The organism is Methylophaga marina (genome assembly GCF_030296755.1).
Lineage (GTDB): Bacteria > Pseudomonadota > Gammaproteobacteria > Nitrosococcales > Methylophagaceae > Methylophaga > Methylophaga marina.
Genome location: NZ_AP027741.1, coordinates 67,185 through 92,195 on the forward strand (window position 1 = coordinate 67,185; position 25,011 = coordinate 92,195).

The 25,011-nt window shown below is 41.0% G+C and carries 24 protein-coding genes and 1 pseudogene; 15 read left to right on the forward strand and 10 right to left on the reverse strand.

Translation table 11 applies throughout. From position 1 onward, the window contains the following. Positions 1-19: 19 nt before the first annotated feature. The 5 genes from QUE24_RS00350 to QUE24_RS00370 form a co-directional block, all read right to left on the reverse strand. The gene (locus tag QUE24_RS00350; protein ID WP_284722615.1) at positions 20-1,372 is read right to left on the reverse strand and encodes an APC family permease; all 1,353 of its coding nucleotides are present in this window, start codon (positions 1,370-1,372) and stop codon (positions 20-22) included. A gap of 253 nt (positions 1,373-1,625) precedes the next feature. Next, on the reverse strand, positions 1,626-2,171 hold the full coding sequence (locus QUE24_RS00355; RefSeq protein WP_284722614.1) for a c-type cytochrome: 546 nt from the start codon (positions 2,169-2,171) through the stop codon (positions 1,626-1,628). Positions 2,172-2,200: 29 nt separating this feature from the next. Continuing rightward, on the reverse strand, positions 2,201-2,470 hold the full coding sequence (locus QUE24_RS00360; RefSeq protein WP_226069897.1) for a hypothetical protein: 270 nt from the start codon (positions 2,468-2,470) through the stop codon (positions 2,201-2,203). A 39-nt stretch (positions 2,471-2,509) separates the two neighbouring features. Further along, complete coding sequence (locus tag QUE24_RS00365) at positions 2,510-3,358, reverse strand: copper resistance protein B (protein WP_286304729.1); 849 nt, start codon at positions 3,356-3,358, stop codon at positions 2,510-2,512. Positions 3,359-3,470: 112 nt separating this feature from the next. Then, positions 3,471-5,276, reverse strand: a complete 1,806-nt coding sequence (locus QUE24_RS00370) for a copper resistance system multicopper oxidase (RefSeq protein WP_286304730.1) — start codon at positions 5,274-5,276, stop codon at positions 3,471-3,473. Positions 5,277-5,430: 154 nt separating this feature from the next. On the opposite strand from QUE24_RS00370, the gene QUE24_RS00375 reads away from it, so the two are divergent. From QUE24_RS00375 to QUE24_RS00390, 4 genes are all read left to right on the forward strand, one after another. Continuing rightward, positions 5,431-6,123: a heavy metal response regulator transcription factor gene (locus QUE24_RS00375; protein ID WP_284722611.1), complete on the forward strand. Its 693-nt coding sequence runs from the start codon at positions 5,431-5,433 to the stop codon at positions 6,121-6,123. Continuing rightward, positions 6,110-7,519: a heavy metal sensor histidine kinase gene (locus QUE24_RS00380; protein ID WP_284722610.1), complete on the forward strand. Its 1,410-nt coding sequence runs from the start codon at positions 6,110-6,112 to the stop codon at positions 7,517-7,519. Before QUE24_RS00375 ends, QUE24_RS00380 begins: the two co-directional genes overlap by 14 nt. 391 nt (positions 7,520-7,910) lie before the next feature. Beyond that, positions 7,911-8,951, forward strand: a complete 1,041-nt coding sequence (locus QUE24_RS00385; protein ID WP_286304731.1) for a hypothetical protein — start codon at positions 7,911-7,913, stop codon at positions 8,949-8,951. Continuing rightward, positions 8,906-9,187, forward strand: a complete 282-nt coding sequence (locus tag QUE24_RS00390) for a hypothetical protein (protein ID WP_286304732.1) — start codon at positions 8,906-8,908, stop codon at positions 9,185-9,187. The genes QUE24_RS00385 and QUE24_RS00390 overlap by 46 nt, the downstream gene beginning before the upstream one ends. A gap of 506 nt (positions 9,188-9,693) precedes the next feature. Here QUE24_RS00390 and QUE24_RS00395 read toward each other — a convergent pair. Then, entirely contained in the window at positions 9,694-10,710 is a 1,017-nt protein-coding gene (locus QUE24_RS00395; protein ID WP_286304733.1) for a hypothetical protein, read from the reverse strand. Positions 10,711-10,920: 210 nt separating this feature from the next. Here QUE24_RS00395 and QUE24_RS00400 point away from each other — a divergent pair, with 210 nt between their 5' ends. The 9 genes and pseudogenes from QUE24_RS00400 (at position 10,921) to QUE24_RS00435 (ending at position 19,656) form a co-directional block, all read left to right on the forward strand. After that, positions 10,921-11,841 (forward strand): hypothetical protein, encoded by a 921-nt coding sequence (locus tag QUE24_RS00400; protein WP_286304734.1) that lies wholly within the window; start codon positions 10,921-10,923, stop codon positions 11,839-11,841. A 52-nt stretch (positions 11,842-11,893) separates the two neighbouring features. Beyond that, positions 11,894-12,661 carry a hypothetical protein gene (locus QUE24_RS00405; protein WP_286304735.1) on the forward strand — a complete coding sequence of 256 codons (768 nt, stop codon included), beginning with the start codon at positions 11,894-11,896 and terminating at the stop codon, positions 12,659-12,661. Beyond that, the gene (locus QUE24_RS00410) at positions 12,649-14,673 is read left to right on the forward strand and encodes a TnsB C-terminal domain-containing protein (RefSeq protein ID WP_286304736.1); all 2,025 of its coding nucleotides are present in this window, start codon (positions 12,649-12,651) and stop codon (positions 14,671-14,673) included. The genes QUE24_RS00405 and QUE24_RS00410 overlap by 13 nt, the downstream gene beginning before the upstream one ends. A gap of 9 nt (positions 14,674-14,682) precedes the next feature. Beyond that, positions 14,683-15,642 carry a TniB family NTP-binding protein gene (locus QUE24_RS00415; protein WP_014706994.1) on the forward strand — a complete coding sequence of 320 codons (960 nt, stop codon included), beginning with the start codon at positions 14,683-14,685 and terminating at the stop codon, positions 15,640-15,642. Positions 15,643-15,655: 13 nt separating this feature from the next. Next, positions 15,656-16,030 (forward strand): annotated as a pseudogene (locus QUE24_RS15735) (TniQ family protein); the annotation flags it as partial. 371 nt (positions 16,031-16,401) lie between these two features. Beyond that, positions 16,402-16,827, forward strand: a complete 426-nt coding sequence (locus tag QUE24_RS00420) for a hypothetical protein (protein ID WP_286304737.1) — start codon at positions 16,402-16,404, stop codon at positions 16,825-16,827. Between the two features lie 149 nt (positions 16,828-16,976). Next, complete coding sequence (locus tag QUE24_RS00425) at positions 16,977-17,486, forward strand: hypothetical protein (RefSeq protein ID WP_286304738.1); 510 nt, start codon at positions 16,977-16,979, stop codon at positions 17,484-17,486. Between the two features lie 466 nt (positions 17,487-17,952). After that, positions 17,953-18,906: a hypothetical protein gene (locus tag QUE24_RS00430; protein ID WP_286304739.1), complete on the forward strand. Its 954-nt coding sequence runs from the start codon at positions 17,953-17,955 to the stop codon at positions 18,904-18,906. Between the two features lie 216 nt (positions 18,907-19,122). Further along, a complete protein-coding gene (locus QUE24_RS00435; protein ID WP_286304740.1) occupies positions 19,123-19,656 on the forward strand; it encodes an REP-associated tyrosine transposase in 534 nt (177 codons plus the stop codon). Between the two features lie 182 nt (positions 19,657-19,838). Here QUE24_RS00435 and QUE24_RS00440 read toward each other — a convergent pair whose 3' ends face one another. The 3 genes from QUE24_RS00440 to QUE24_RS00450 all read right to left on the reverse strand — a co-directional run bounded on the left by QUE24_RS00440 (position 19,839) and on the right by QUE24_RS00450 (position 21,734). Further along, the gene (locus QUE24_RS00440) at positions 19,839-20,150 is read right to left on the reverse strand and encodes a hypothetical protein (RefSeq protein ID WP_286304741.1); all 312 of its coding nucleotides are present in this window, start codon (positions 20,148-20,150) and stop codon (positions 19,839-19,841) included. Positions 20,151-20,201: 51 nt separating this feature from the next. Further along, on the reverse strand, positions 20,202-20,534 hold the full coding sequence (locus QUE24_RS00445; protein WP_286304742.1) for a hypothetical protein: 333 nt from the start codon (positions 20,532-20,534) through the stop codon (positions 20,202-20,204). A gap of 37 nt (positions 20,535-20,571) precedes the next feature. Next, a protein-coding gene (locus QUE24_RS00450) for an IS3 family transposase (RefSeq protein ID WP_286304156.1) occupies positions 20,572-21,734 on the reverse strand; the annotation gives its coding sequence in 2 pieces (ribosomal slippage) (positions 20,572-21,479 and positions 21,479-21,734; 1,164 coding nt in all). A 293-nt stretch (positions 21,735-22,027) separates the two neighbouring features. On the opposite strand from QUE24_RS00450, the gene QUE24_RS00455 reads away from it, so the two are divergent. Then, positions 22,028-22,477: a hypothetical protein gene (locus QUE24_RS00455; protein ID WP_286304743.1), complete on the forward strand. Its 450-nt coding sequence runs from the start codon at positions 22,028-22,030 to the stop codon at positions 22,475-22,477. Positions 22,478-22,613: 136 nt separating this feature from the next. On the opposite strand, the gene nfsA is transcribed toward QUE24_RS00455, so the two are convergent. Then, complete coding sequence (nfsA, locus tag QUE24_RS00460) at positions 22,614-23,345, reverse strand: oxygen-insensitive NADPH nitroreductase (protein WP_286304744.1); 732 nt, start codon at positions 23,343-23,345, stop codon at positions 22,614-22,616. Between the two features lie 211 nt (positions 23,346-23,556). Between nfsA and QUE24_RS00465 the strand changes: the two genes are divergently transcribed. Beyond that, positions 23,557-24,864: a sodium-dependent transporter gene (locus tag QUE24_RS00465; protein WP_286304745.1), complete on the forward strand. Its 1,308-nt coding sequence runs from the start codon at positions 23,557-23,559 to the stop codon at positions 24,862-24,864. Positions 24,865-25,011: the final 147 nt, after the last annotated feature.

The window sequence follows — 25,011 nt, forward strand, 5'->3', positions numbered from 1 at the left end:
TTTTCGAGAATTTCAGATTTCAGTCACTGTGCTCATGCGATTTATTCTGGCTAAATGATCCAGACTTAACTGTATGTTTAAGAAAAACCTGCTCAACAACTGCGATAACAATCATCGTAGCAACTGCCACCCCAATCACAAACGGATCTGTATTCAGTTTTACCCAGACAAAGCCCCCTAACGCGAGCAAATCTAAAATAATCGCTGTCGTTGGCACCCATCTATTGGATTTTATATCATCACGCAAATAACGTAGCACGCCCCAATGAATGGCAATGTCCATAATGAGGTAAAACACAATACCCAGTGCAGCAATTCGTGACAGATCAAAAAATGCCGTCAGGATAAGTCCCAAAGCGACAGTGTAGACCAACGTATGCTTTTGAATACTACCCGGCATACCGAAATGTCGATGCGGAACCAGTTTCATTTCCGTCAACATTGCCAGCATTCTTGAAACGGCAAAAATGCTGGCCAGAATACCGCCAGCAGTCGCCATCATGGCAATAGCAACCGTAAACCACACACCATATTCACCCAATGCCGGGCGCGCAGCCGCAGCAAGGGAATAGTCTTGTGTTTTGATGATTTCTGCCAACGATAAATTACTCGCCACAGCAAAACCGACCAAGCCATAAATGACCACACAGGCCGCGATAGAAATAACAATTGCGCGACCTACGTTACGTTTAGGATCTTTTACCTCAGAACCGCTGTTGGTAATGGTGGTGAACCCCTTAAAGGCCAGTATTCCCAGTGCCGTTGCACCAAGAAAGTTACCCATGGTTCCCGCTTCTCCCGGACTTGAAAAGTCAACTGAGATACTGTCTGCGATCCACACACCCACCAGCCCGAAAATAAGGATGCCGACAATTTTTAAAACACCAATGAAAGAGGCCGCACTTTGAATCAGGCGATTGCCTGAAAGATTAATGACAAAGGCAGCTAATATCAGTGAAACGCCGAGAATAGGCACCATGATACCGCTATCATCACCACCAAAAAGTTGCATGGTATAGGAACCAAAAGTACGTGCTAAAAAGCTCTGTGCGATCACCATTGAGAAGTACATCAGTAATGCATTGAAAGCTGTTGGCAACCTGTCGCCATAAGCTTTGTACAGATACATACCAATGCCACCTGCAGAGGGATAAGCGTTGGAGATCTTGATGTAGGAATAAGCGCTAAAGCTGACAATGACTGCAGCAGCAAGAAATGCCAGCGGGAACAACGTACCGGTCATCTCAGCCATTTGCCCAGTCAATGCAAATATACCAGCACCAATCATAACACCTGTTCCCAGCATAACCGTTCCAGCCAAAGTTAAACTACCTTCCTTATACTGGGGTGTTCTGTCTTCCTGATTATCCATGAATCCTCCGTTTTTATTGCCAACTAAAGGTCTGCGAATAAACTTAAAACTCAATTTGGAGCTATTATTTTAGGCAGCATTAATAATTTATTACTTTGATTCAGGCCAACCTTACATCTTAGCTTAACAAAAGACTCATTCTCATTATGAGCCTAAATATCCTGCAGGTTATCGAACAAAAAACATGATTCATATTTAAAGCTATCGATCCGCGAATTTTAAGGAGAGCATTACTAATTGACGATATGCGTAATTACTCAGTAAGGTTTGCTGTCAATATTTGATATTGTGCAGGTGTCAGTTCAGGTAATCGTTTTAGGAAAGCAACCAGATTCCATATTTGTTCATCAGTATGCCCTGGGCCCCAGGCAGGCATACCCGACCCTTTAATACCGTGTTTAATGATCCAAAAATATTGCCTGTCTTGGCCTTTTGATTCACCATGCCCTGAATGTTTCATTGTTAAGTTAGGAGGCTTCGGATAAAGGCCTTTGGTAAAATCTGTCTCGTTTTTGTCTGGCGCAAGATGGCAACTCGCACACATTGCGGCATAATCTGAACCGCCTCGCAGTAAACGTGCTGGCGTATCCAGATCTAAGGGTACTTCAATGTCTTGAGCCGCCCGACTAATTGAACGCTCGCGTAAAGTTTCCAGCACCCAAAAAGTAAGCTTGGTATGCTGATTATCTGCACCCATCGGGTAGAGACCTGAGTAGATAAACGCTATCCCTGTCAGCACCATCAACCCAGCTGCAACAGAAAGACACTTGATACATCGCACAAAACCAAAAGACACCATGTTTATTCCTTAATTTTAGTCATCCATTACTACTTGTGTTTGTGTTTAGCTGGCTCTTTTACCTCTGCCTCATCATGTCCGTCTGATGACATTTTCGTATCTTTACCCATACATTTTTGCATCATGGCCTGCATAACGGGATCATTCATATTCATTTTTGAATGATCCATCTCTTTCATCGCAGCACAGTCCGGTGTCTGCTTCTCATTCATATGCTCTTTTGGATCATGTGCCTGCGCAGTCAAAGTCAGCACCAGAGCTGGTAAAGCAATTAAATATAACAATAAATGACGTTTCATACGGCGACTCCTTAGTCGAGGTAAAACTATATAGAGAGATTAAAACCAGAACCTAATACCAGCAACATAGATAGTGTCGCTGTCATCATTACCATTTAGTTGGGCCAAATCTGCAGTTTCTCCAAACTTCTCGGTCCACTCAATACCGATGTAGGGTGCGAATTGACGTGAGAATTCGTAACGAAGTCTCATACCGATCGCAACATCAGACAGGCCACTGCCTATACCATTAACTTCATCTTTTTTACCATAGGCAGTCAGCTCTGCACGGGGCTGTAAAATCAGGCGTTGCGTAAGCAGCAGTTCATATTCAGCTTCTACTGATATTGCAGATCGACCACTCTCTCCAAGATAGGCAGTCATATCTAATTCAAACCAGTAGGGGGCGAGTCCTTGAACACCAAAAGCCAGCCATTGACGATTGTCGCCTTCATCGTACTGATCAAATCTCACGCCCAACTGAGTATCAAAAAAAGCACTGATAGCATGCGTCCACAATAAATCCGATTGGCTTTCATCTAACTTGCCATCGACCACGTCACCTTCAAGCTTGGCCGTAAATCGATTGTAGGTGCTGCCATACCAGCCCTGAAGGTCAAATATGACAGCATCATTATCTGCATCATATTCCAGTCGATCAGCTAAAAAAGATCCGAAATAATGTTCATCCATTAATTTCAGAACGCGTTTCTCTGAGAATGCATAAGGACCCTTAGTCAGTGTAAAACCATCTGAATAGGCATGTGGATCCCTTGCGTCTGATGGTAGTTGATTACTCCCCATATTCATCTCTGAATGATCCATGCCTTCCATATCATCTTTCTGCATTTGAGAGTGATCCATGCCTTCCATGTCATCTTTCTGCGTTAATGTTCTCTGTTCTGTCATAACCTCATGCTTTTTGATGACATCATCAGTCTGCGCCCACAGGGGGAAATGATTAGAGACATTGAACAAGCAATAATGATCTGCCCAATTGCAGGAGCGATAGAATAATTTTTCATGACACCACCACTTCACGAAACATGCCTGCATCCATATGGAAAAGTAAGTGACAATGCCATGCCCATCGCCCCAGGTCATGAGGTGTTGTCAAAAAACTGATTCGTTGGGCAGGTTGTACAGGTATCGTGTGGCGACGAACTAGCACATTGCCCTGATCATCTTCTAAATCACTCCACATGCCATGTAAATGCATAGGATGGGTCATCATAGTGTCGTTTTGCAAAATGACACGTATACGTTGATTGTGCGGCAGATTCACTGGTGTACTTTTACCAAATTCAAGTCCATCGAAAGACCAACTGTACCGTTCCATATTTCCGGTAAGATGTAGTTCGATTTCCTGATCTGGTGGTCGTTTATCGTTTAATACCCCATCTACAGATCGAAGATCTGATAAGGTCAGCACTCTTCGTCCATTATCTCTTAAGCCAATACCAGGATCGTCTAAGTTTGTGCGAGGCATATCGACACGAGCGTCGACTGAAGGTCCGTACTCTGTACTGGCATGTCTAACCTGCTGAGATGGTATGGCAAGTGAATCATTTTGCTTGCCATGTTGGCTGTGATCCATCGCCATTTCACCATGATTCATTTCTGAATAGTTCATATTGCCGTTTGCCGAACCATGCTCCATTTCGCCCATCATATCGGTCATAGTGAGCCATTGAACCGGATCAAGTTCAGGTATGTCGCCGGTAAGGCCTTCCTTAATAGCGAGCGTTCCCAGCGCATAACCAGTGCGTTCCATACTCTGAGCAAAAACGGTATGTACATCATGTTGTGGTTCAACAATGACATCATAGGTTTCACCGGGACCAAAGCGAAACTCATCCACGCTTACGGGTTGTACATTCTGACCATCAACCTGAATTACTGTCATTTTCAGTTCGGGAATACGAATATCATAGAATGTATTACCAGCGCCGTTAATGAACCTTAACCTTATCGTCTCCCCCGGCTGAAAAAGCCCTGTCCAGTTACCAACAGGTGTTGTCCCATTCATAAGATAAGTTAATGTTGCCGAGGATAAATCGGCCAGATCAGTCGGGTTCATCCGCATCTGGTTCCACATTTGTCGTTTTTCAAATGCGCCTTTGAATCCCAGTTTTGAGACATCATTGAAAAATGATGATACGGTCGGCTGATTATAGTTGTATACATCCCCCTGAACTTTCAGCTTAGAGAACACGGACATAGGATCTTCATCAGTCCAATCAGAAAGCAACATTACGTAGTCACGATCTGCTGATATATGGTCCTTTGCCGAATCAGATTGCATTTCACGGGGCTCAATAATCAGTGCACCGTACATACCGGTCATTTCCTGAAAACCACTGTGAGAGTGATACCAGTACGTGCCGCTTTGCTTAAGTTTGAATTGGTAGACGAAAGTCTCGCCGGGTTCTATGCCACCAAAGCTGATGCCGGGTACTCCATCCATCTGGTATGGCAAGATAATGCCATGCCAGTGAATGGATGTTGGCACTTTCAGCCTGTTGGTTACCCGAATAGTAACGTCATCTCCCTCTCGTAAACGAAGTGTTGGCGCAGGAATGGAGCCATTTATGGTTGTCGCTACTCGTGTCACACCTGTGAAATTAACAAGTGATTCAGCAACAGTTAAATCAATAACCTGCCCTGTCAAAACGGGAGCCGTGCCTCGGGTCGCTTGTTTGTTGGGATAACTTTCGGCGTTTAGCAGCATTGGAAAGGAAGCCAGCACACCGCCAGCTGCGATACCCTGCACAAATCGACGACGATTGGGATTAAAATTAAGGACAGGTTGAATTGGTAACTTCAATGTGGGTGCTCCAATTAAAACTTTCTATAAATGTTAATCCGCTGACTCTGTCATCTGGATGACCCGAACATTACAAAAATGTAATCCTTATGTAATTCTATGGTGCTTGTTGGTCTTTTAACCTTAGAAATGAATTAATTAACGGAGAACCTGCATGCGATTACTGCTGGTTGAGGATGAGATCAAAACAGGCAACTACTTACAGAAGGGGTTAACTGAAGCAGGATTTCAGGTCAATCTTGTTCGAAATGGCCTAGATGGTCATCATTTGGCAATGACAGAAGCATTTGATTTAATCGTTCTGGATGTTATGTTGCCGGATGTTGACGGTTGGCGCATTTTGCAGTCGTTACGTGAGGCCGAGCGCCACACACCAGTGTTGTTCCTAACGGCACGTGATTCTGTGGATGATCGTGTAAAAGGACTGGAATTAGGCGCCGATGATTATTTGGTTAAACCTTTTGCTTTTGCCGAACTGCTAGCCCGGATCCGAACATTATTGCGTCGTGGCGCTGTTCCAACCTTTTCTGAGCTACTCAAAGTTGCAGATCTCACGCTGGATTTGCCAAAACATCGTGTTGCGCGATCAGGTAAAAAAATCACCCTGAGTCACAAAGAGTTCTGCCTATTGGAGTTGCTGATTCGCCGCCAAGGAGAAGTACTCCCGCGCTCTTTTATCGCCTCTCAAGTATGGGACATGAATTTTGATTCTGATACCAACGTTATAGATGTGGCTATACGTCGTCTACGTGCCAAAATTGATGACGATTTTGAACCAAAACTTATCCACACGATTCGTGGCATGGGTTACAAACTTGACGTTGAGCCCATTGATGAACCCTTTTAATCATAAATCTCTTTCGCTTGCTGCAAGGGTAATGCTTTTCGTTGGCGCATCAATAGGTTTGAGCCTATTTATAATCGGCAACCTTGTGCTTGACGCTGTGGAACATCACTTTGTGGAACAAGATGCAGGTGAGCTTGCTGAAGTGAACAAGGCAGTGGTGAACGTGTTGCGAGCGCATTACAACAATCCATCACAGCTACGTAAAGCCCTATCCAGTGCTGTTTCTGGACATCATGGCGTCTATTATCAAGTACACGATCAGCAAGGTAGTATGGTTTTTGAAAGTGCTGGCGCAAACCTATCAGTACTAAAAAATAGCCTTCATCAGGTTTCAGAAATCAATGCCAGTGACCTTCGAGTCTGGCATGAGGACAACAAGAACTTTCGGGGTGTTCTCACGCACAATTCGATAGCGGGTCAAAACTACTTGGTTCTTACCGCCATTGATATTGATTTTCACCTTCAATTTTTGCATGAATTTCGTCTAGACTTATGGTCAATGATGATCCTTGCTTGGCTTATGACCCTATTGGCTGCTTGGTATGGCGTCCATAAAGCACATGAGCCAATAAGAAGGCTTTCGAACAAAATGGGTGATATACAAGCAGATCGTCTAGATATGCGAATTGCCCCCTCCGTTGTCCCTTCGGAATTAAAAGACTTGGTGTCTTCATTCAACCACATGATAAGTCGACTTGAAGAAAGCTTTAATCAGCTTTCACATTTTTCAGCTGATATTGCGCATGAGCTACGGACACCACTCACAAACCTCATCACCCAGACGCAAGTTGGCTTAGGCAAATCCAGAACGCTCGAAGAATACCGTGAATTACTTTACTCAAACTTAGAAGAACAAGAACGTTTAGCAAAGATGATTAATGACATGTTGTGGTTAGCAAAAAGGGACCATGGTTTAATCAAACTTGAACAAACACCGCTGGATTTATCCGATGAAGTCAGTAAATTATTTGGCTTTTTTGAAGCTTTAGCAGAGGACAAAAATATAGTACTAAGCTTGGAAGGCCAGGTTCAGCAAATTCAAGGCGATAAAGCCATGTTACGCAGAGCAATTTCTAATCTACTTTCCAACGCCATTCGTTATACGAAATCTGGGGGATCAGTACTAGTTCGACTGAAAAATTTCTCAGACAACGAGGTTTCCCTGACAGTTGAGAATCCTGGGCCTGAAATTCCAGTTGAACATTTGCCATATCTCTTTGACCGTTTTTATCGAGCAAATCCTTCTAGGTCAAGACAAGGTGAAGGTGCCGGTCTTGGTCTCGCCATTGCTCGTTCGATTATTGATGCCCATGGTGGGCGGGTAGAAGTCACATCTAAAAGTGATAAGACTGCATTCATCATCTATTTACCCACGACGATTAAAGCTATTCAATGATGGTTGGGATATGTCGGTGGTTATTCCTATCAGCGACATTAAATATAATGTGATTAACAATTTCAGATACTAGATAAAGCTTCACGCAGCTTCAACACTTTTACTTATTGGAGTGGCATTTTTTTACCGTTTGTAGAGCATACGAACTATATTCTGCCCTACCTGCCTTTGTTAATTATTCTTTTGTGTTCACGATTTCCTTTGCTTATTACAAGGATTATGGAAGCCTCAGGCAGAATGTTCATCCTGTTTAACTATAGAGGACGTCCAACAAAGGGGCTTTAAGCAGGCTGGTAAAGATTGCAATAACGGTCACTAATCAAACTAAACACCTATGATTTAAAGTTAACCGTTGGACATTAATATAACGTTTTCCGACAGAGGAGAATCAATGAAAAAAATCGATAGTTCTCAAGAGCAGACAAGATCACAACGGCTAAACCATCACTGTACCTGCGTTACTCTAGATTGGTCAGCGATTATTCGCGATCTCAACAACCAATTGGGTGATAACGCTGAAGGCATCCTGTCTACTTCGGGCATGCGCCAATTCTTCTCAAATGCCGCGATTTTTGTTCCAAGTTCTGATCTTGAACAAATGCAGGCGATTGTTAAGGCAATCGAATCCGCTGCTTCACTTGCAGAATATCAGCAACAGATCATGTCTTGGGCACCTGAGAGTGCACGGCATAATCCCGGTCCAGTAGGCGCTTTTATGGGCTATGATTTCCACCTCAGTGAGGATGGTCCTCGTCTTATCGAAATCAATACCAATGCCGGTGGCGCTTTTCTTAATGCCATCCTGACTCGCGGCCAACTAAAATGTTGTAGCGGCAATACACAGGCGTCTTGGGCAAAAGATTTCGATGAAGCAGTCATTGCGCAATTTATAAGTGAATGGCGGGCCCAGAGAGGTAGCGGACAACCTGAGCGAATTGCAATCATCGACGATGCACCGGAAGAACAACATCTCTATCCGGAGTTCAAACTCGCGCAACAGCTATTCATCCAACATGGCATTGATGCCGTCATACTTTCACCAACGGATCTCAAATACGAATCAGGAGTCTTGTATGGTGATAACCAGAAAATCGATTTGGTTTACAACCGTCTGGTCGACTTTGGACTAGATGCACCTGAACATGCTGCTTTGCGTTTTGCTTGGTTAGAATGTGGAGCAGTTATCACCCCGAATCCTTATACACACGCCCTATTTGCTGATAAGCGAAACTTGGCCTTAATGTCAGATCAGCAGACTCTACTAGATTGGGGGTTAAGTACTGAAAATGCTGAACTTTTAAAAAAGGGTATTCCCCACACCATTCAGGTTACCGCCCATGATGAGCAATCACTCTGGCAACAACGGCGGCAGTGGTTTTTAAACCGGTGGCAGGTCATGGCAGCAAGGGTGTCTATCGCGGCAGCAAGCTGACCAAAAGCACATTTGCACGTATTCTTGAAAGTGATTATGTTGCACAGGCCTATGTGCCACCCTCAGAACGTGTTGTGATGGTTGATAACGAACGTGAAATGCTTAAGGTTGATGTGCGATTGTATACTTACCGAGGGGAATTATTACTTGCTGCAGCAAGACTTTATCGAGGTCAAGCTACCAACTTACGTACACCGGGTGGTGGATTTGCACCTCTACTTTTGCAGCAAAGTTAGAAGAATGTGAATCAACATCTCGGCGTAATTGTTTATCGAGCCGCATCACCAGCCGGAAGAGTTTATCGCCCTCATAAATCAGCCCCAGATCCTGACCGCCAATGACCATTTGCTAGGCATTTTGTAAGGTTGCAATGTCCAGTCCCAGCAGGGTCAGATGTTCTCGCTGCGGATTAATTGATAACATCGGCAAACTGGTCACTTGTTCCATGCGCACATCTTTAGCGCCACTAATCTGCGCAACTGCTGCGGATGAAACGTACTCAGAGTCAGAACTATCTAGGAGGCAGACTCCGCCAGACAAAATATTTACGTTAATAGTCGTTTTTATATGTGGTTTTTTTATTAGGATATACAGGCGGTATTTGTGTATTCCCCAACACAGAAGTACTAGTCCTCACACATTAAATTTTTATTAAATTTATGACTGTGTCTGTTGAGCTAAGCGACGGAGCTTTCATGCAAGATATAATTTATTTCTCGGGACTGTGTTAATTCAGATATTGCTATGCTTGTGGAGAAACAACAATCAATTTGAGATTAATCTCACCAAGGAAGAACATCTGAATTAATGCATCATAATAAATTTTTTTAAGTGAAGGAGTTGTGCATGTCAACAATTTATTCCAATAAGACGAATAAAGATAAGTCATTGGATGTAATTTCAAAATATCTTTAACTTTAATATGAATGGGGCCATCCTCAAAATCGAGTATAAATGTAGCTAACAGGGGGGCTGAAGTATCCATATAAAGCTTAAGACTGGTTAAATTTGTATTTTCGTTCGCCAAAATTTCAATCACTGGTAAAGGGGCAGCTGACAAAAATTGGTCTAAAAATTGAAATTCTTTCTCACCGGCCTCATTAATACATTGTTCCTTCAGTTTTTCTAGCTCAACTAACTCTGTAAGGCAAGAGTTATTTAAGAACTGAGAGAGTAGCCTTGTTTTATCCTTACCTAAATAGTCATCAAGTATTTCTTCAGTAAGAATATCTCTAATCTTTTTGGTATCCGTATGTAGTTGGTCTTCTAGAGAAAGATCGTAGCGTATGAATTTATAATGACATAACTCATGGCTTTTTAAGGTATGTGATAACGCTACTTCAGAATTCATAGAGGGAGTTATTTTGTAAACAGCATTCGGATCTTTGGTATGTTTAACTAATAAGTAGAATGAAGTCAGATTAGAATGCTCTTCATCGTTCGTTGCCATATCAGTAAAATAGTCGAACAACAGTAAAGAAAATGAAGAATTTTTATTCTCAACGCCTTCTTTAAACCTACTTAGCACCTCCTCCCAGATTAAACTCAAATCTTCATGAGTAAATCCTGTGAAACCACTTACTGAAATATCTTGCCGATGAGTTTTCAAGGTTTCAGATTCATAATATATTTCTAAAATCTGATCATTGATTTCAGGTATGTTTTGAGCATTATGCATGTACCTGAAAATATCTTTTATAATATTGTTAATAGTGTTTTTATCATCATCATTCATATATTCAACCGTATTATTTGGCAATTAATCCACCATAAACTGGTCATGGTATAAGTAGTATGTTCAATCTCATACAGCGCTTATCATAGTTATATTGTTAAATATTCAATCCGCTCTTATGTCATATATACCTTTTTATGACTTAACTTGTATCTACTTGGTCCAGTTTTAACATGAAATCATAATCTTCATTTTAGTCTTGACGAATGGACAAGCCTGGTATATGATACACAAATGGATATTAATGAGAAAACCCTACCTCAAATAACTGCAAAAGCCGTCAGTCAGTTAGATGATAGACTGTGGGGGCCATTTGCTGCTGTAATTGATAAAGTTCAACGCGATCAACTCTGGCGTTATGGATTTGCAAATTTTTCTGAATGGATGTCCTTTATATCAACTACTTACAATATCTCTAGAGCAAGATGTTGGCGTTACAAAAAAGCTGGAAGCTATTACAATAAACTCAGATCACATAATCAAACTTTATGTGAATTAGAAGAACTTCCGGATTTTATCTCAGCTGAGGCATTAGAGATTCTTGAACGTTTGGAACGTGTGGCTCCTACTGACATTACAACTAAATTATCGGAACAAATTCTTACAGGTAAAGCATCCATACGTTCAGTCAAGCAAACTTGGGAAGCTTATCGTCCGGCCCTTCAAGGAGCAACTAACCGGGGACGAGGTGATGATCTACTCGTAGCTAGCTTAAATGAAGCTGATCGCTTTGAGGCTGAAAGCATTCTCGTGCTATCGCAAAATCATTCTTGGACTAAGGTCAATAGCCCTGCTCGTTGTTATGTCTATCCTAAAATTTATGATAAACAAAAAAATCGAACTTATGACGTAATAGCACTAGTTCAATTGAAGCTGGACTCACCAGTCCAGATACATACTTTTGAAATACATTACGAATTTGATGCTGCAACTAACATTGAAACTAGTTTACCTGAAGCATATGTGGACTATTGCTGGATTATACTTCAAGAAAAAGACGCTGTATCTTCAGAATTATTAGTTGATCCCAAGTTCGGTATTATAGGTGTTAGAGCAGGTGAGCTTTATATTCATCGTAGCGCATCAGCAATTAATCCCTCACCAGGAGCGGAACCTTTTATGAAAGAACTATTGAAATTGGCTTTGAGGAAATAACTTTTTATTTGTCTATATTTGTCCATACGTATAGACATATGGTTGATTAAAAATGAATGAAACGAAAAAGAAAATCTTAGGTTATTCAGAAATCCCTCCAGATGTGCCACGTCTCGAAACGTTTGATGCGCTATTTGTGGATGATCCGTCGTGTGAGTTCCTCATTCCAACTAAGCTAACCAAGCAGGCTGTATCAAGGGAAGTATTTCGTTCGGGTTTCAGAACACATTTTATTGGCTATTTCGCAAGTAGAGTTAATCAAGCGTTGGTGACTTTTGAAAGTGCACTTGAAAAACACGCCTGCAGATATTTTGAGTCTTACTCTGAAATTCTTTCCTATAAGACTCAGCCTTATCCTGTGAACGTGTATTTTTTTGATAAGTTCAGAACTGTTTATCCGGATTTTGAGTTGACTTTAAAAAGTGGGCACGCACTGATCGATATTCGCTATATCGATAACACTAAATCTCCAAAATTTAAGGCACGTTGCGCGGCATTGAAGCAATACGCAGCGCAGCGTGGATATAGCTATACACTTTTGACAGAGCAGGAGCTCATCACGACCAGAACTGATAATTCAAAACTGTTACTCAGCTTTTGTAAGGGTTCTCCCCATACAAGACTGATTGATGATGTAAAGACTTGGTTAAACAGCTCATTGCCGATGGATTTCAATGAACTAGTGAGATTAACCTCAGCCTACCCTTCAGTGCGAGCAGTGCTGGCGGGCATGATTTTAGATGGCGCCTTGTTGATTGATTGGGATCTGCCAATTCAAAGCCAATCCGTCCATTTCGGAAATGACTCATGGCTGGCTTAAGTCTTTCAAAAGGTGAAAGTCTCTCAATAAACGGCAAAACTTATTCATGTGCTGGGAAAGGTCCCGGCGGCAGATATAAGTTGATTCCGCATAAAGGTCGAGTAGACAAATATCTATCAGCAGATGAGTTGTATGACTTATCTCTTCGAAACAAAATTGAACTGCATGAAACCTCAGATTATTACCGGGAAATGCCAAATTTTCAGGTGAATCTCTCTACTATTCCAGAAAATCAACTTGATGAAGTATTGATGCGTCATTTTTATATGACAGAAATGGATGCCTATCGGCGAAATGGAGGCAAACTCTCTGAAAAACCTGTAACTAATTTTGTAATTCAAACTCACAAAAAATATCTAAAAAACTGCCACGAGCTTGATAGAACAGCTATCAAAAACAGCCCCAGCGAAGCTACAGTGAGACGCTGGTATCGCTATTGGCAAAAGTCTGGTGGGAATGTCCTGAGCCTTATTAGATCGCCATCAGGCAACACTCATTCCAAATTGAGTCCAGAGCAATTAGAGCTTCTTGAAGAAATTATTAAGTCAGTTTATTTGAATAAACATCGCCGTTCGGCCAGAAATGTTCATGAGCTCATGGCTGCGAAAATTGATTTAGAAAATAGGCAGCGTAGTGCCAACGGGCAGAAGTTAATCGACACACCGAGTTATAACACGCTATGTCGCCACATTCAAAAACTTGATAAATACGAAGTTTTAACTTCGCGTTTCAGCCATGAATACGCCTACAAAATGACTCGTCACCAGAGAATGTCACCGATCGTCAGTAAACACCTTGAACTTGTCCAGGCAGATCACACACAAGCAGATGTTTATGTCGATCTCGGTTTAGGTGTGCTGGTAAGGCCATGGGTAACACTGTTAGTTGATCGTTACAGTGAGGCGATTCTGGGGTTTTGGATTTCTCCATACGCACCAAATGCTGACACGGTCATGAATGCGTTGAAGATGGCTATTAGTCCAAAGATCATGAGTGAAATGGGCGGCAATAGAACTTGGCAGTGGCCTATGTTTGGGATCCCTGATGAATTAATCCTAGACAATGGTAAGGACTTTCTTGGTCGAGATCTTGAACAAGCTGCTATCGAATTAGGTATTACTCTTAGCTATTCGCCTCCCCGACAGGCCTTTTATAAAGCTGAAGTTGAGCGAGAGTTTGGTAAAACAAACAAACGTTTATTTTCCAAGTACAACGGTCAGGTATACAAATACGAACCAGAGAAACACGGCTTAGATTATCCTCACTTATCGTTTGATGAATTTAAAGAACTTTTTTTACAGTGGATTGTAACTCTACGGCATATAACGCCTAACAAGGATGGTTATACCCCTAATCAATTATGGGCTAATTCAATACAAAAGAATGGTTTTGCAGGTTCTGGACTTGAAGAGGACTACGTAAAACTATGTTTATCAAAGTCCAGCAGAAAGCGTTTTAGTATTCAACCGGACGGGGTCCACTTCAACTCTCTCACATTCAACAATGAGTGGCTGTCTCGATACAGAAACCAAATCGTGTCTCATTATGATGGTAAAAACCCTACCGTCGAATTCAAGTGGTCTGAATCTGATGTGGGCGTGATTTGGGTTTTTGATGAGCTCAATCACACATTTTTTGAGGTTAAATCTAAACAAAAGATCGCCCATGGCCGAAGCTTTTTCAATCACAAAGTTGTGCTAAGAGAAAAGAATAACCGCAAGAAAGCCAACCTATCTCGCCATGAATACCATGATGCGGTATTGGCACTTGAAAACAAAATTGATGAATTCACCCAAGCTAAAGGAACAAAGAAACTACCGGCAAAAGCTGCCAGATATATCAAAGGAGGACCAAATAAATCTAAACGAAAAATAAACAAACCAAGTCAACCTGAACTTCCCAGAATGCTCTCTAACCAATCTCATTCGGAAGAAGGTGCAGATGAGTTTCGGACAATGAAAGACGAACTAACAGATGAAATTGAAAATATCCCTGATGAAATTGAATTTTAAGGAAAAACTATGACTGTAAACAATAATGAAAAAATCAAAACGTTAAATGAAGCGATCCTCTCAAGATGTATCCCGCATGGTAATTTTCAGAAAGCTTTTGATCGCGGCATGAGCTTGATGACACTGAAAGATGAAGGGATGCCTGGAAGTGGCATGATTGTTCATGGTAACAGCGGTGTGGGTAAAACAACTTTAACCAAAGCTTTATTGAAGCATGGCACAAAACTTTATGGCGAGGACGCTGTGATAAGAACCCAGTTAACCTCTGGTTCTACTGTGAAAGGCATGTTTTCTGAATTACTGGTAGGGTTTGGAGACCCACTTGCGAGGCGTTCTACAACAAAAGATTTAGAACGAAGGTTAATTGCGACAATTTCAGAGAGAAAGTGTCGTTTGATAATCATTGATGAAATTCAACATTTAATCCCTGGTGGTAACCCCTCCCAAAAAGTCATCGATAACATTCTGAATGCCTTTAAAATACTGGACGAGACGGGCGTTTCATTTGTTTTGTCTGGAATGAGTTCGGTGATGGTTTTGTGGAATGCCGATGAACAAATTCGAAGCCGATTCCAAACTCATTATTATCTTAGTCATTTTCTCTATCCGAAGGACAGATCGTCATGGCGAGCAGTTACCCTCAAATATGTCCAAACAATAGGCCAACATGGGATCCAAGTTGAATGTCCTGATTTTGAAGACAGATGTTATGCGGCCACATCAGGTGCGATGCGCCCTTTGGTTCTCATTCTCACAACGGCGATCAATAATGCGCTTAAGTCAGGAAGTGAGACGATAACTGCTGAGCATCTTCATAGTGCCACAATTAAACAAATTGATAGCCAAGATGGGCTGACTGATGCTTTTGATGTGAGCTTAGAGAAGGTGTTGAACTTCTCTGTAAATTTAGAGACGAAACGAACACTGGCCCCAACAGCCAGAGGCATGGGAGAGATTTTTGGAAAATAAATATCACTTGCCAGTGCAGTGTTTGCTGTTGGAGGGTGAATCACTGCCTAGCCTATTATCACGTGCAACGCATGTAAATTCATACGCCAGCATGTTTTCAATTGCTAATTATTTCGGTATGGAAACAAGCGAAAATGGTTTAACAAAAAATCATATGCGTATGCTGGCAAAAGGTAATGTCAACATAGAGGCACTGGCAAGTTTTACTGGTGAAGAACCTCTTCGAGTAAAACAAGCTGCTCTAACACTTCGAAGTCCGATGCCTGGTACAGTCTCGGACGACTATATCTCATTTAACAGCTGGCGATTTTGCCCATCATGTGTCAGAGAAGGTCGTCCCCATCAAAGAGCTTGGTTGATTTCGTTTGTAACTGCGTGTCCAGAACATCAATGTCAATTAGTGGATAGCTGCCATGCTTGTGGGACGACATACTCAACCGCTCATATGCTATCCCGGTTCTGTTTAGTATGTCATAAGCCAGCAAATAAAATTATTGCTTCAGAACAAGAGTTAGAATGCACAGAAGCACTTATGGACAAAATTGATAATGTGAATGCAATTGAAAAGTTACTTGATCGATTGATGCTTGGATGGCTTTTAACGAGTCCAGATTGTCTTCGTCCACATCATAGACTAAGTCCACAACTCAAATCTGTTTCAGAAATGAGAGACCTAATCGATAGGTTATGGCCATATTGTTCTGATGAACCTACGTTCACTCAGTCTCTTGCAAACTTCCAGAATCAGGTTGTTGCAAAATGGAAATACTTACCAAATTTGCCGAGTGCAATCAAAGAAAGAGCGCTATCTGCTGGGGGAAATTCAACAATACAGTTCCTGATAATGAAAACCGCACATTCGAACTACCAGTTTCTGTCTGGTGGGCACCTATCAATGAGACAGCGAGGAGTGCTGGCATTTCTGCCTTTGTACTCAAAAAGCTAATCGAGGAAAAATATATAGCATCCAAAGTATTCAACGATACAGGTGATGACAAAAAGCAGCATAAATTTCTAATGGTCAACCTTGATTCGGTTAATGAGCTGATTGGCAAACTTACTCAAAAAGCACAGCCATATAATGGGAAAAGTAGCCTAACAAGCATTAAGCACTACCCTATTGAAGAAATTGTTCGTGGCGTTCTTTCAGACAAGCTACCCATCTACTACAAAGGAAAAAAATAATCAATCAACTATATGTTCTTAACGTAGATACTGAAAAGGCTAAAAGGAAAGAGCTCAGACCTGATGACGCATTAACGGTAAAAGAGGCTGGCGAGGTATTGCACACTTACCATTCTGTAGTAGTTGATTTGATAAATCATGGTTTTTTAATGGAACATGACTCATCAGGGAGCAGAAGACTTTTGATTAAAAGGGATTCACTAGACCGATTTAAAGATAAATTTATTGTGATAGGGAGTATCGCTGAAGAATTGGGAGAGAATGCGACAAACCTTGCCGAAAAACTTGCTGCTGTCGGTATTACGCCTCAGCCGGATAATACTTTGGTTAAGATTTATCTGAAAAAGAAATTAAAGGATCTCGATATACAAAGGATTAAGTCAATGGCTTCTTATGACACTAAAACAGGAAGAAAACCATCATACAACCAAGAAAATGTTTCCTCCTTAAGGGTTAAAAATTTAATTTTGCTTATTGATAAACATGGAGGAATCACTGATTTCACCAGAAAATTTGGTGGTTCAGAGGGTACCCTGTCAATGATGCTGAGGGAAAGAAAAAGCTTTGGTAATCTTGCAGTAAGGCGTATGGAGAAAAAAGTTGGCCTCCCAGAAGGCTGGTTTGACTCCAGAAATAATGACAGTAGTAAATTCAAATAATAATTTCAAATCGGATTATTCCACTAAAAACCGATTCTGAGGTTTACACATTTGAGTCTCTCTCAATAACAAAAATAGTTCCAGAGCCCAAAAAAATGGGGTATCTGCTTTTAGCTTCATCTCAAAGCGGAAAATTCTAACCTGATCTTATAATCAAGTTATTCCATTAAAACGATTATCTGTCTGTAAAAATTCATACTTAGTAAACAATCTAGACCCTCCTCTACCATTATCCACGGTCACCGGATCCGTTATTTGGGGCCATTCACGGTCAGTTGATCAGTTATTTTTATCGGTACACGGTCACCTGTTGCTGTTAAATCAATGGTTAGCAGATGCTATAGTAAAAATGTAACCCATTGATATACATAGATTCCAAGGGTCATTACATCAGTTGCACGACACTAATTATTTAATAAAAAAGCCGACTTTTATGTCGGCTTTTTTATATTTAAGGAATCTCTCTATGACAAGTTTAGTAATTACAACATACGCTGAAATAGTAGAACGAGAAAGATTTAATCTTAATCAGGAAGTAACCCACGATAACTTCAAATCACTAGTCTGTTCAATACAACTTCAGAAAAATGAAGAAAAACTAGCGAGTTGCCAAATTCAAAAAAAGAAAAGTACATGCAATCATCATTTTATGAATGGATATCTAGTCGAGACCAAAAACGGCATAGAAGCAATGATTGGAGGAAACTGCGGTGATATCTATTTTAAGCTCAATGAAACATTTACGATTCAACGGAATAGATTGAGAAATGAGCTTGAACTCGAGGCCTTAATATCCAGTATTACAAAACAGTTACTTACGATTGATGAGACAAGAGTTAATAACTTATATAAACACTCAAAAACTATTAGCAAAAAAATTCGGTTGCTCAGAGGTTCATATCCTGAATTAGCAAAAAAATCATTAGAGAATATGGCTAAGGTAAAAAATGCTACGGTATCAATTGAAGTTGACTACGATGAAACCGACAGTAACGGTAAAAAAATACATAACTGGACAAATGAAAACATAGGGAATATTAAAGGTATATATATCTGGAATTATCAAGATAATATTGGACACATAATTAGCTTAATTAATGAACTTAAAATAACTTTACCAATTATTAATGCGGATAAAAAACACGGCATCAAACAACTCAAAAAATGGTCGCAGATCTTGTCCAGTATTACTGAAATTGATAGGGAAATCGAAAGAGCCCATACTGAGTATCTAAGCTTTATGGAACCTAGAAATATTCTGATGACAACCTTATTGATAACAAATAGAGAGAAAAGGTTGAATATAATTGAGGATCATTTAGAAAATAAAGATAATCTGAATCCTGAAACAATTTTATCTAATTTTGAGAATGATATTAGAAAAGAATTCAAAAACAAAAATTTTAAACTTGTAGCCTAATTATAAAGCGTCACAATCTAGATCAGCCTGCTTGATTTGTTCGAAACAAATTATTTATCTTTTCTAATTACCCCGTAGGTTGGGTTGAAGAATGAAACCCAACAAACACGCCTTAAATCTCTAAACATCTCTCATATCATCAAAATGTTGGGTTTCGTTATCACTCAACCCAACCTACAATAATGGTTACTTTTTGTTTCACATGGATGGTGAGCAATGCAATATCGACGAACCTTTGTGCCTGGTGGCACATTTTTCTTTACGATCAATTTATTGGAACGACGTAAAACGTTATTGACGGATAATATCGATCTGTTAAAACAATCTTTCCAACACATTAAACAAGCTCATCCATTTAACATTGATGCCATTGTTATCTTGCCCGATCATTTACATACCATTTGGACTTTGCCTGAAACTGATACTGACTTTTCGATGCGGTGGCGATTAATTAAATCGACATTTTCGAGAGGCTTGCCCAAGGATGAACATATCAACAAAACTCGGCACTCGAAAAATGAACGCGGTATCTGGCAACGTCGATATTGGGAACACTTAATTCGCGATGAAAAAGATTATATGAACCATGTGGATTATATTCACTACAATCCCGTCAAACATGGCTATGTCGATAAAGCCATTGATTGGCCTCACTCCAGCATTCATAAATTTTTTCGTAACGGCGTGATTGATAAACACTGGGGATATGATGAGAAGGTTGATATGAAAACATTTGGTGAGAGGAATTGAGTTTTATCCCCTCCTAGACATATTGGGTTTCGTTATCACTCTCGCCAACCTACTAATAAACATTCATATGCTTCGTAGGTTGGGTTGAAACATGAAACCCAACAAACATCAAATTACAAAACACCTATCAAATCATCAAAATGTTGGGTTTCGCTATCGCTCTACCCAACCTACGGAATGCGTTATTTACCTTTTTGAATCAGATAGCTATCTACTAACGACCAGACTTCTACCTTGTTGTTGTACAGAGCAACTTTCTTATCATTGGCTGAGATAAGAATGCCTTTTGCAATCATTTGATTATTCTTGTTGGTATCGATCAAATACATGCATCGGCCAACTTTTTCTTTACTCTGGCAACTCGATTCTGCGTATATTTTTATTTGTTTTTCAGCATCACGCTGCCCCCTTTCATATGGAAAGACTGTTAATAATCCAATAAAACAAATTATGACCAGTGGATAATAAAACCAAGATGAAAGATCAACATGCATTTCAGCTAACTGACACCAATGCCATTGAGTAATACCTAATATTTTTCTACCTTAATTTTCTTTGCTCAGTTCTTCGAAAAACCAATCTTTACCATTTTCTTTTGCATATCTTGCAGTAAAAAAAGCAGCTAAAACAATAACAATGAGTAAAATGAAAAAACCAAGAAAATAAGGCCATTTAGAGAGTAACCACCCTGCACCTAAAACACCGATGTACCAACTTTCTACCAAGACATCAGACATGTCTTTATCTATGAGTTCGTGACTTAATCCAAATGCAAAAATATGCCCAATATGGTAACTAAAGTCAGACAACAAAATACATGGCACAACTAGCGCTACCGCTGTTGCAGCTAACTTTAATAATCCATCAATCTTTTCCATACATATCCCTGTTAAGCTCCACACACTTTTGTAGTGGTCAACTAATTCCGGACACAGGATTAGACAGATATTCCGCCTTTGCAGGTGGTAATCCATCATTAAATTGATGTGGTCGCTGCCAGTTGTAATAGTCCATCAAGTAGTAACTCACATCACGCATTGCTTCGTTCAGTCCTCTATAACCGAGCCTTGGCAACCATTCAGACTTCAAGCTACGAAATAACCGTTCCATTGGAGCGTTATCCCAACAATTACCACGACGACTCATGCTTTGCGTCATTCGATAGCGCCATAAACGCTGCCGATATTTCCGTGAGCCGTATTGGCTGCCCTGGTCACTATGGAACAAAACATTTTGTGGCCTCCCTCGTGACTCAAAGGCCATGTCCAAGGCTTTAACGGCCAAGTCTGCATCAGGCCTTGCCGACGTTGCCCAACCGATAACACGGCGACTATATAAGTCCAATATCGCAGCAAGGTAATGCCAGCGACTGCCAGTCCAGATATAGGTGATGTCACCACACCACACTTGATTGACTTTCTCTGGTTCAAACGCTCTATTCAATACATTCGGTATATCAGGTCTCTCAACGGTGGCTTGCTTATAGGCATGCGGTCCCGGTTGTTTACATATCAATCCCAACTCGTTCATCAGGCGAGTGACTTTAAAGCGGCCAATCTTGATGGACTCATCCCGTAACATGTCGACTAGTGTCCGGCTGCCCGCACTGCTGCGACTTTTGGTGAACAGCTCATTCACCTTAGCCCGCAATTGTAGCCGTGCTATATCAGGCTGTTTGAGGCGTTGCTGCCGGTCATAAAAGCTACTCAGGCCCACATCAAACAACGCGCAAATCAACGTCACGGTGCCATGCTCTCTTAACTGGTCTATCAGCGTGTAGAGCCGAGTTCGTCCGACATCAAGAGAGCGGTAGCCTTTTTTAATATGAACTTCTCTTGCTCCAGCCGTTTGATCCGAGCTTCAAGTTCTTTAATCCGTTGTTGCTCGGGCGTGAGCGCTTTAGATGCCGGTGTGACGCCGCCACGCTCGGCTTCCAACTGCTTCACCCAGCGACGCATCGCTGACGCACCCACGTCCAATGCTCGGCAGGCTTCTGGGATACTGTAATTTTGATCAACAACCAAGCTGGCTGCTTCAAGCTTGAATTCTGGGGTAAAACTTCTTCTTTGTTTTGTCATTGAACACCTCTGTGGAGGTCATAGTACCTCCTAAAATGGTGTCCGGGATCAGTAAACCACTACACTTTTATATATTTGCTAGAAAGCCAAGCATAATAAATACAAGATAGGTTTGTATATTTAAAAGTGCACAAATCAAAGAGCGTGGCTTGGGTAGAAGCATGAACCCCAAAGAGCCTATCGAGGTAACGTCACTTGATCGAAGGTATGAGTTTTTCCCTGATTACTGCACGCATCTCAAAATAGATGAATTAGATAGTATGCTAAACGCTTTTTAATAGCGGACTCCACATATGAAATGGCTACCTTCCCTTCTGGTAAGCATCCTATCTTCATTTCTCATCACCCAACAAGCACAGGCAGATACCGCGTTACGTTTGAACAATCCTTGTGAAGTGGCAATTGGTTATCTACTCGAACCTGAAGCGGTTAATGAGGCTGAGCTTCGCACGGTTGTGGCATCAGCTTTTCAGTCTTTACCTGTGACATTAGCTGAGCGTGATGATGCGCGATTAATTGTGCGGGTTGAGGAGCATGCTGGCCGTTACCTGCTCTACACAGACTTTCATCGGCGTGTATTTTTCCCTGTTGATGACGCCATTCAGAGTACATGGGGCTATGTGTGGGGGCGTTATGCCAAGAATATTATCAACACCAGTGACATCAATGATGATTTAGCCTTTTTTATGCAAGAGTTTGTGCAACATTACCAAAGAGCAAATAATCTCGATCACTGCTCATGAGTTCAATGAGCAAAAATCAGGTATTGAAATAGCGAACCAAAGCGAGCTTGGTCTTCTTGATGAGAAGATCAATGTGAAAAGACACTAATGAAACTCTAGGATGACGTAAATTTCGCTAAGCTTACTCTCCAAACATTCACTTAAACTTAAAACCCTTCTTCTCTAGGAATGACCTCATGTGTGGACGCATTGGCTTGGTCATCATAGAGGCTATCTGATGTGTCCATGTTTCATTACGAGAGCCACTGGATCGGTTTTGATAGTAGGCTTTGCACGTTTCATTGTAATGTTCGAGTTCTGATTCATCTTCTTGATAAGACTCTTCTTTCAAAACGACATCGACAGGTAGCCTTGGCTTTTGCTCAGGCGATGCTGCCGGATAACCAAGACACATCCCAAAAACGGGATAAACCTGATCAGGAAGCTTTAGTAGCTCAGACACTTTTTCTGGGTTATTACGAATGCCGCCAATAAAAACACCACCAAGTCCGAGCGATTCAGCCGCAATCATCGCATTCTGTGCAGCTAGACTGACATCGACCGTCGCGATTATGAACTGCTCGGTATAACCGGAGACCATTTCAACATTCTCATAAGCACAGGCTGCCTGGTTGCGATTGAGATCAGCACAAAACACTATAAATACCGGGCTGGTTTCCACCCAACTTTGTGAACCAGCTAACTCTGCCATCTGCTGACGTGTTTGCGGATTTCTGACTCTTATAACCGTGTATGCCTGAACAAAGTTAGACGTGGCTGACCAGCCTGCTGCATCGATAATCTCACGTACCACTTCATCACTGACAGGGTCCGATGTGAACTGCCGAATTGAGCGATGATTTTTTAGCAATTTGATTGTGTCATTCATATAGCTAGTATTAGTAAAAATAAATTAAGGGAGAAAATAAATTAAATATCTATAGGATAAAGAGCCATCGTCAGATTACTACCATAACTTGTCTGATGCACTTTGAATAATTGAGTCAGTAAGTAAGATGTAATATAGTCAATCATGCAAAGATAGTCTCTTATTCAAAACGCTAACGCGCCCCCCAACTCAATAATCTGAAAAGTTCTATATGTCAGATCATAATTTCATCGACAAATCGAGGAAACAATGGAGTTCTGAGTCGGCCTTTATTGTTTCCATGGCTGCCGCTGCAGTTGGACTTGGAAACTTATGGCGATTTCCCTATATCGTTGGCGAAAATGGTGGTGGGGTATTTGTCGTCGCTTACTTGTTGGCATTATTTATAGTCGTACTGCCTATTATGATGCTGGAAGTAGCATCTGGACGTCTAACACAAGGCAACACCGTCGCAACCTTCAAACAAGTCAATCACTGGGGCCGATATTACGGTTGGTTTGTTGTGATTTTGACAAGTGCCATTACCAGCTATTATTTGGTGATTACTGGTTGGACACTTGGCTATTCTGTTGACGCCAGCCTTGGCGAATTAAAAGTTTTCGATGAGTTTACCAAAGGATTTAATAGCTTTTGGTATTTTCTAGCTGTTATCGGATTAACCTCTATCGTCCTGATTAGAGGCTTAAACATGATTGAAAGTTTGTCAAAAATCTTGATGCCAATACTACTGGTAGTCATGATTTTTCTGGTCATTGCTGCCAGCAAAACTTCTGGCTGGCAGCAAACTATAGACTTTTTCTTTGAGTTTGACTGGGCAGAATTAAAGAACGGTCAATTATGGTTATTTGCTTTCGGCCAGGCTTTTTATACCTTGGCGATAGGACAAGGTTATTTAATTACCTATGGTAGTTACATTCCACGAAAAACGCACCTTCCAAGAGCTTGTATTATCGTCGCTATATTTCAGACATCAATCGCCTTACTGGCTGCTTGGATGATTTTTCCTTTTGTATTTAGTCAAGGCTTATCACCCGATAAAGGTACACAACTTGCGTTTGCGACCATGCCCAAGGTGTTTGCAGAGCTATCAGGCGGCTCCATCATTGGTATTGTTTTTTTTACCTTATTTTTTGCCGTTGCGTTTACTTCGACACTGGCTGGTTTAAAAGTTGTCGTCTCGACTTTTTCTGAAGAGTTCAAATTGACTAACTGTAAAGCCGTTATATTAGTAGCGTTAGTAATGTTGGTGTTAGGTTCAGCATCCGCTTTGAGTTTTACCCCAGTCAACTTACAGATAGCTGGTGACCCAGTGCTCAACGTAATTGATCGAATTGCCGGAGGTAATATCATTATTATCTCTGGAGTCATTGGCGCTACACTGTTTTGTTGGTTTATTTCACCAACACGAATACATTCCGTTCTTGGCACATCTTCACATTGGTGGGAGTGGCGAATTTATTTGGTCGGTCGTTTTCTTCTTATCTTTGTGCTTATCAGTTTTATGATGAAATACTTCTGAAAATTTTCTAAACATACAAATTTAAATTTAAGCCAACATTTTGGCTTGCATGTATCACGTCAAAGTCATGTCATAGAGAAAAGCATCTCATTATCTGAACGTGTACTTATGCGATAATCACCTATCTATTTATATATCAATCAAACA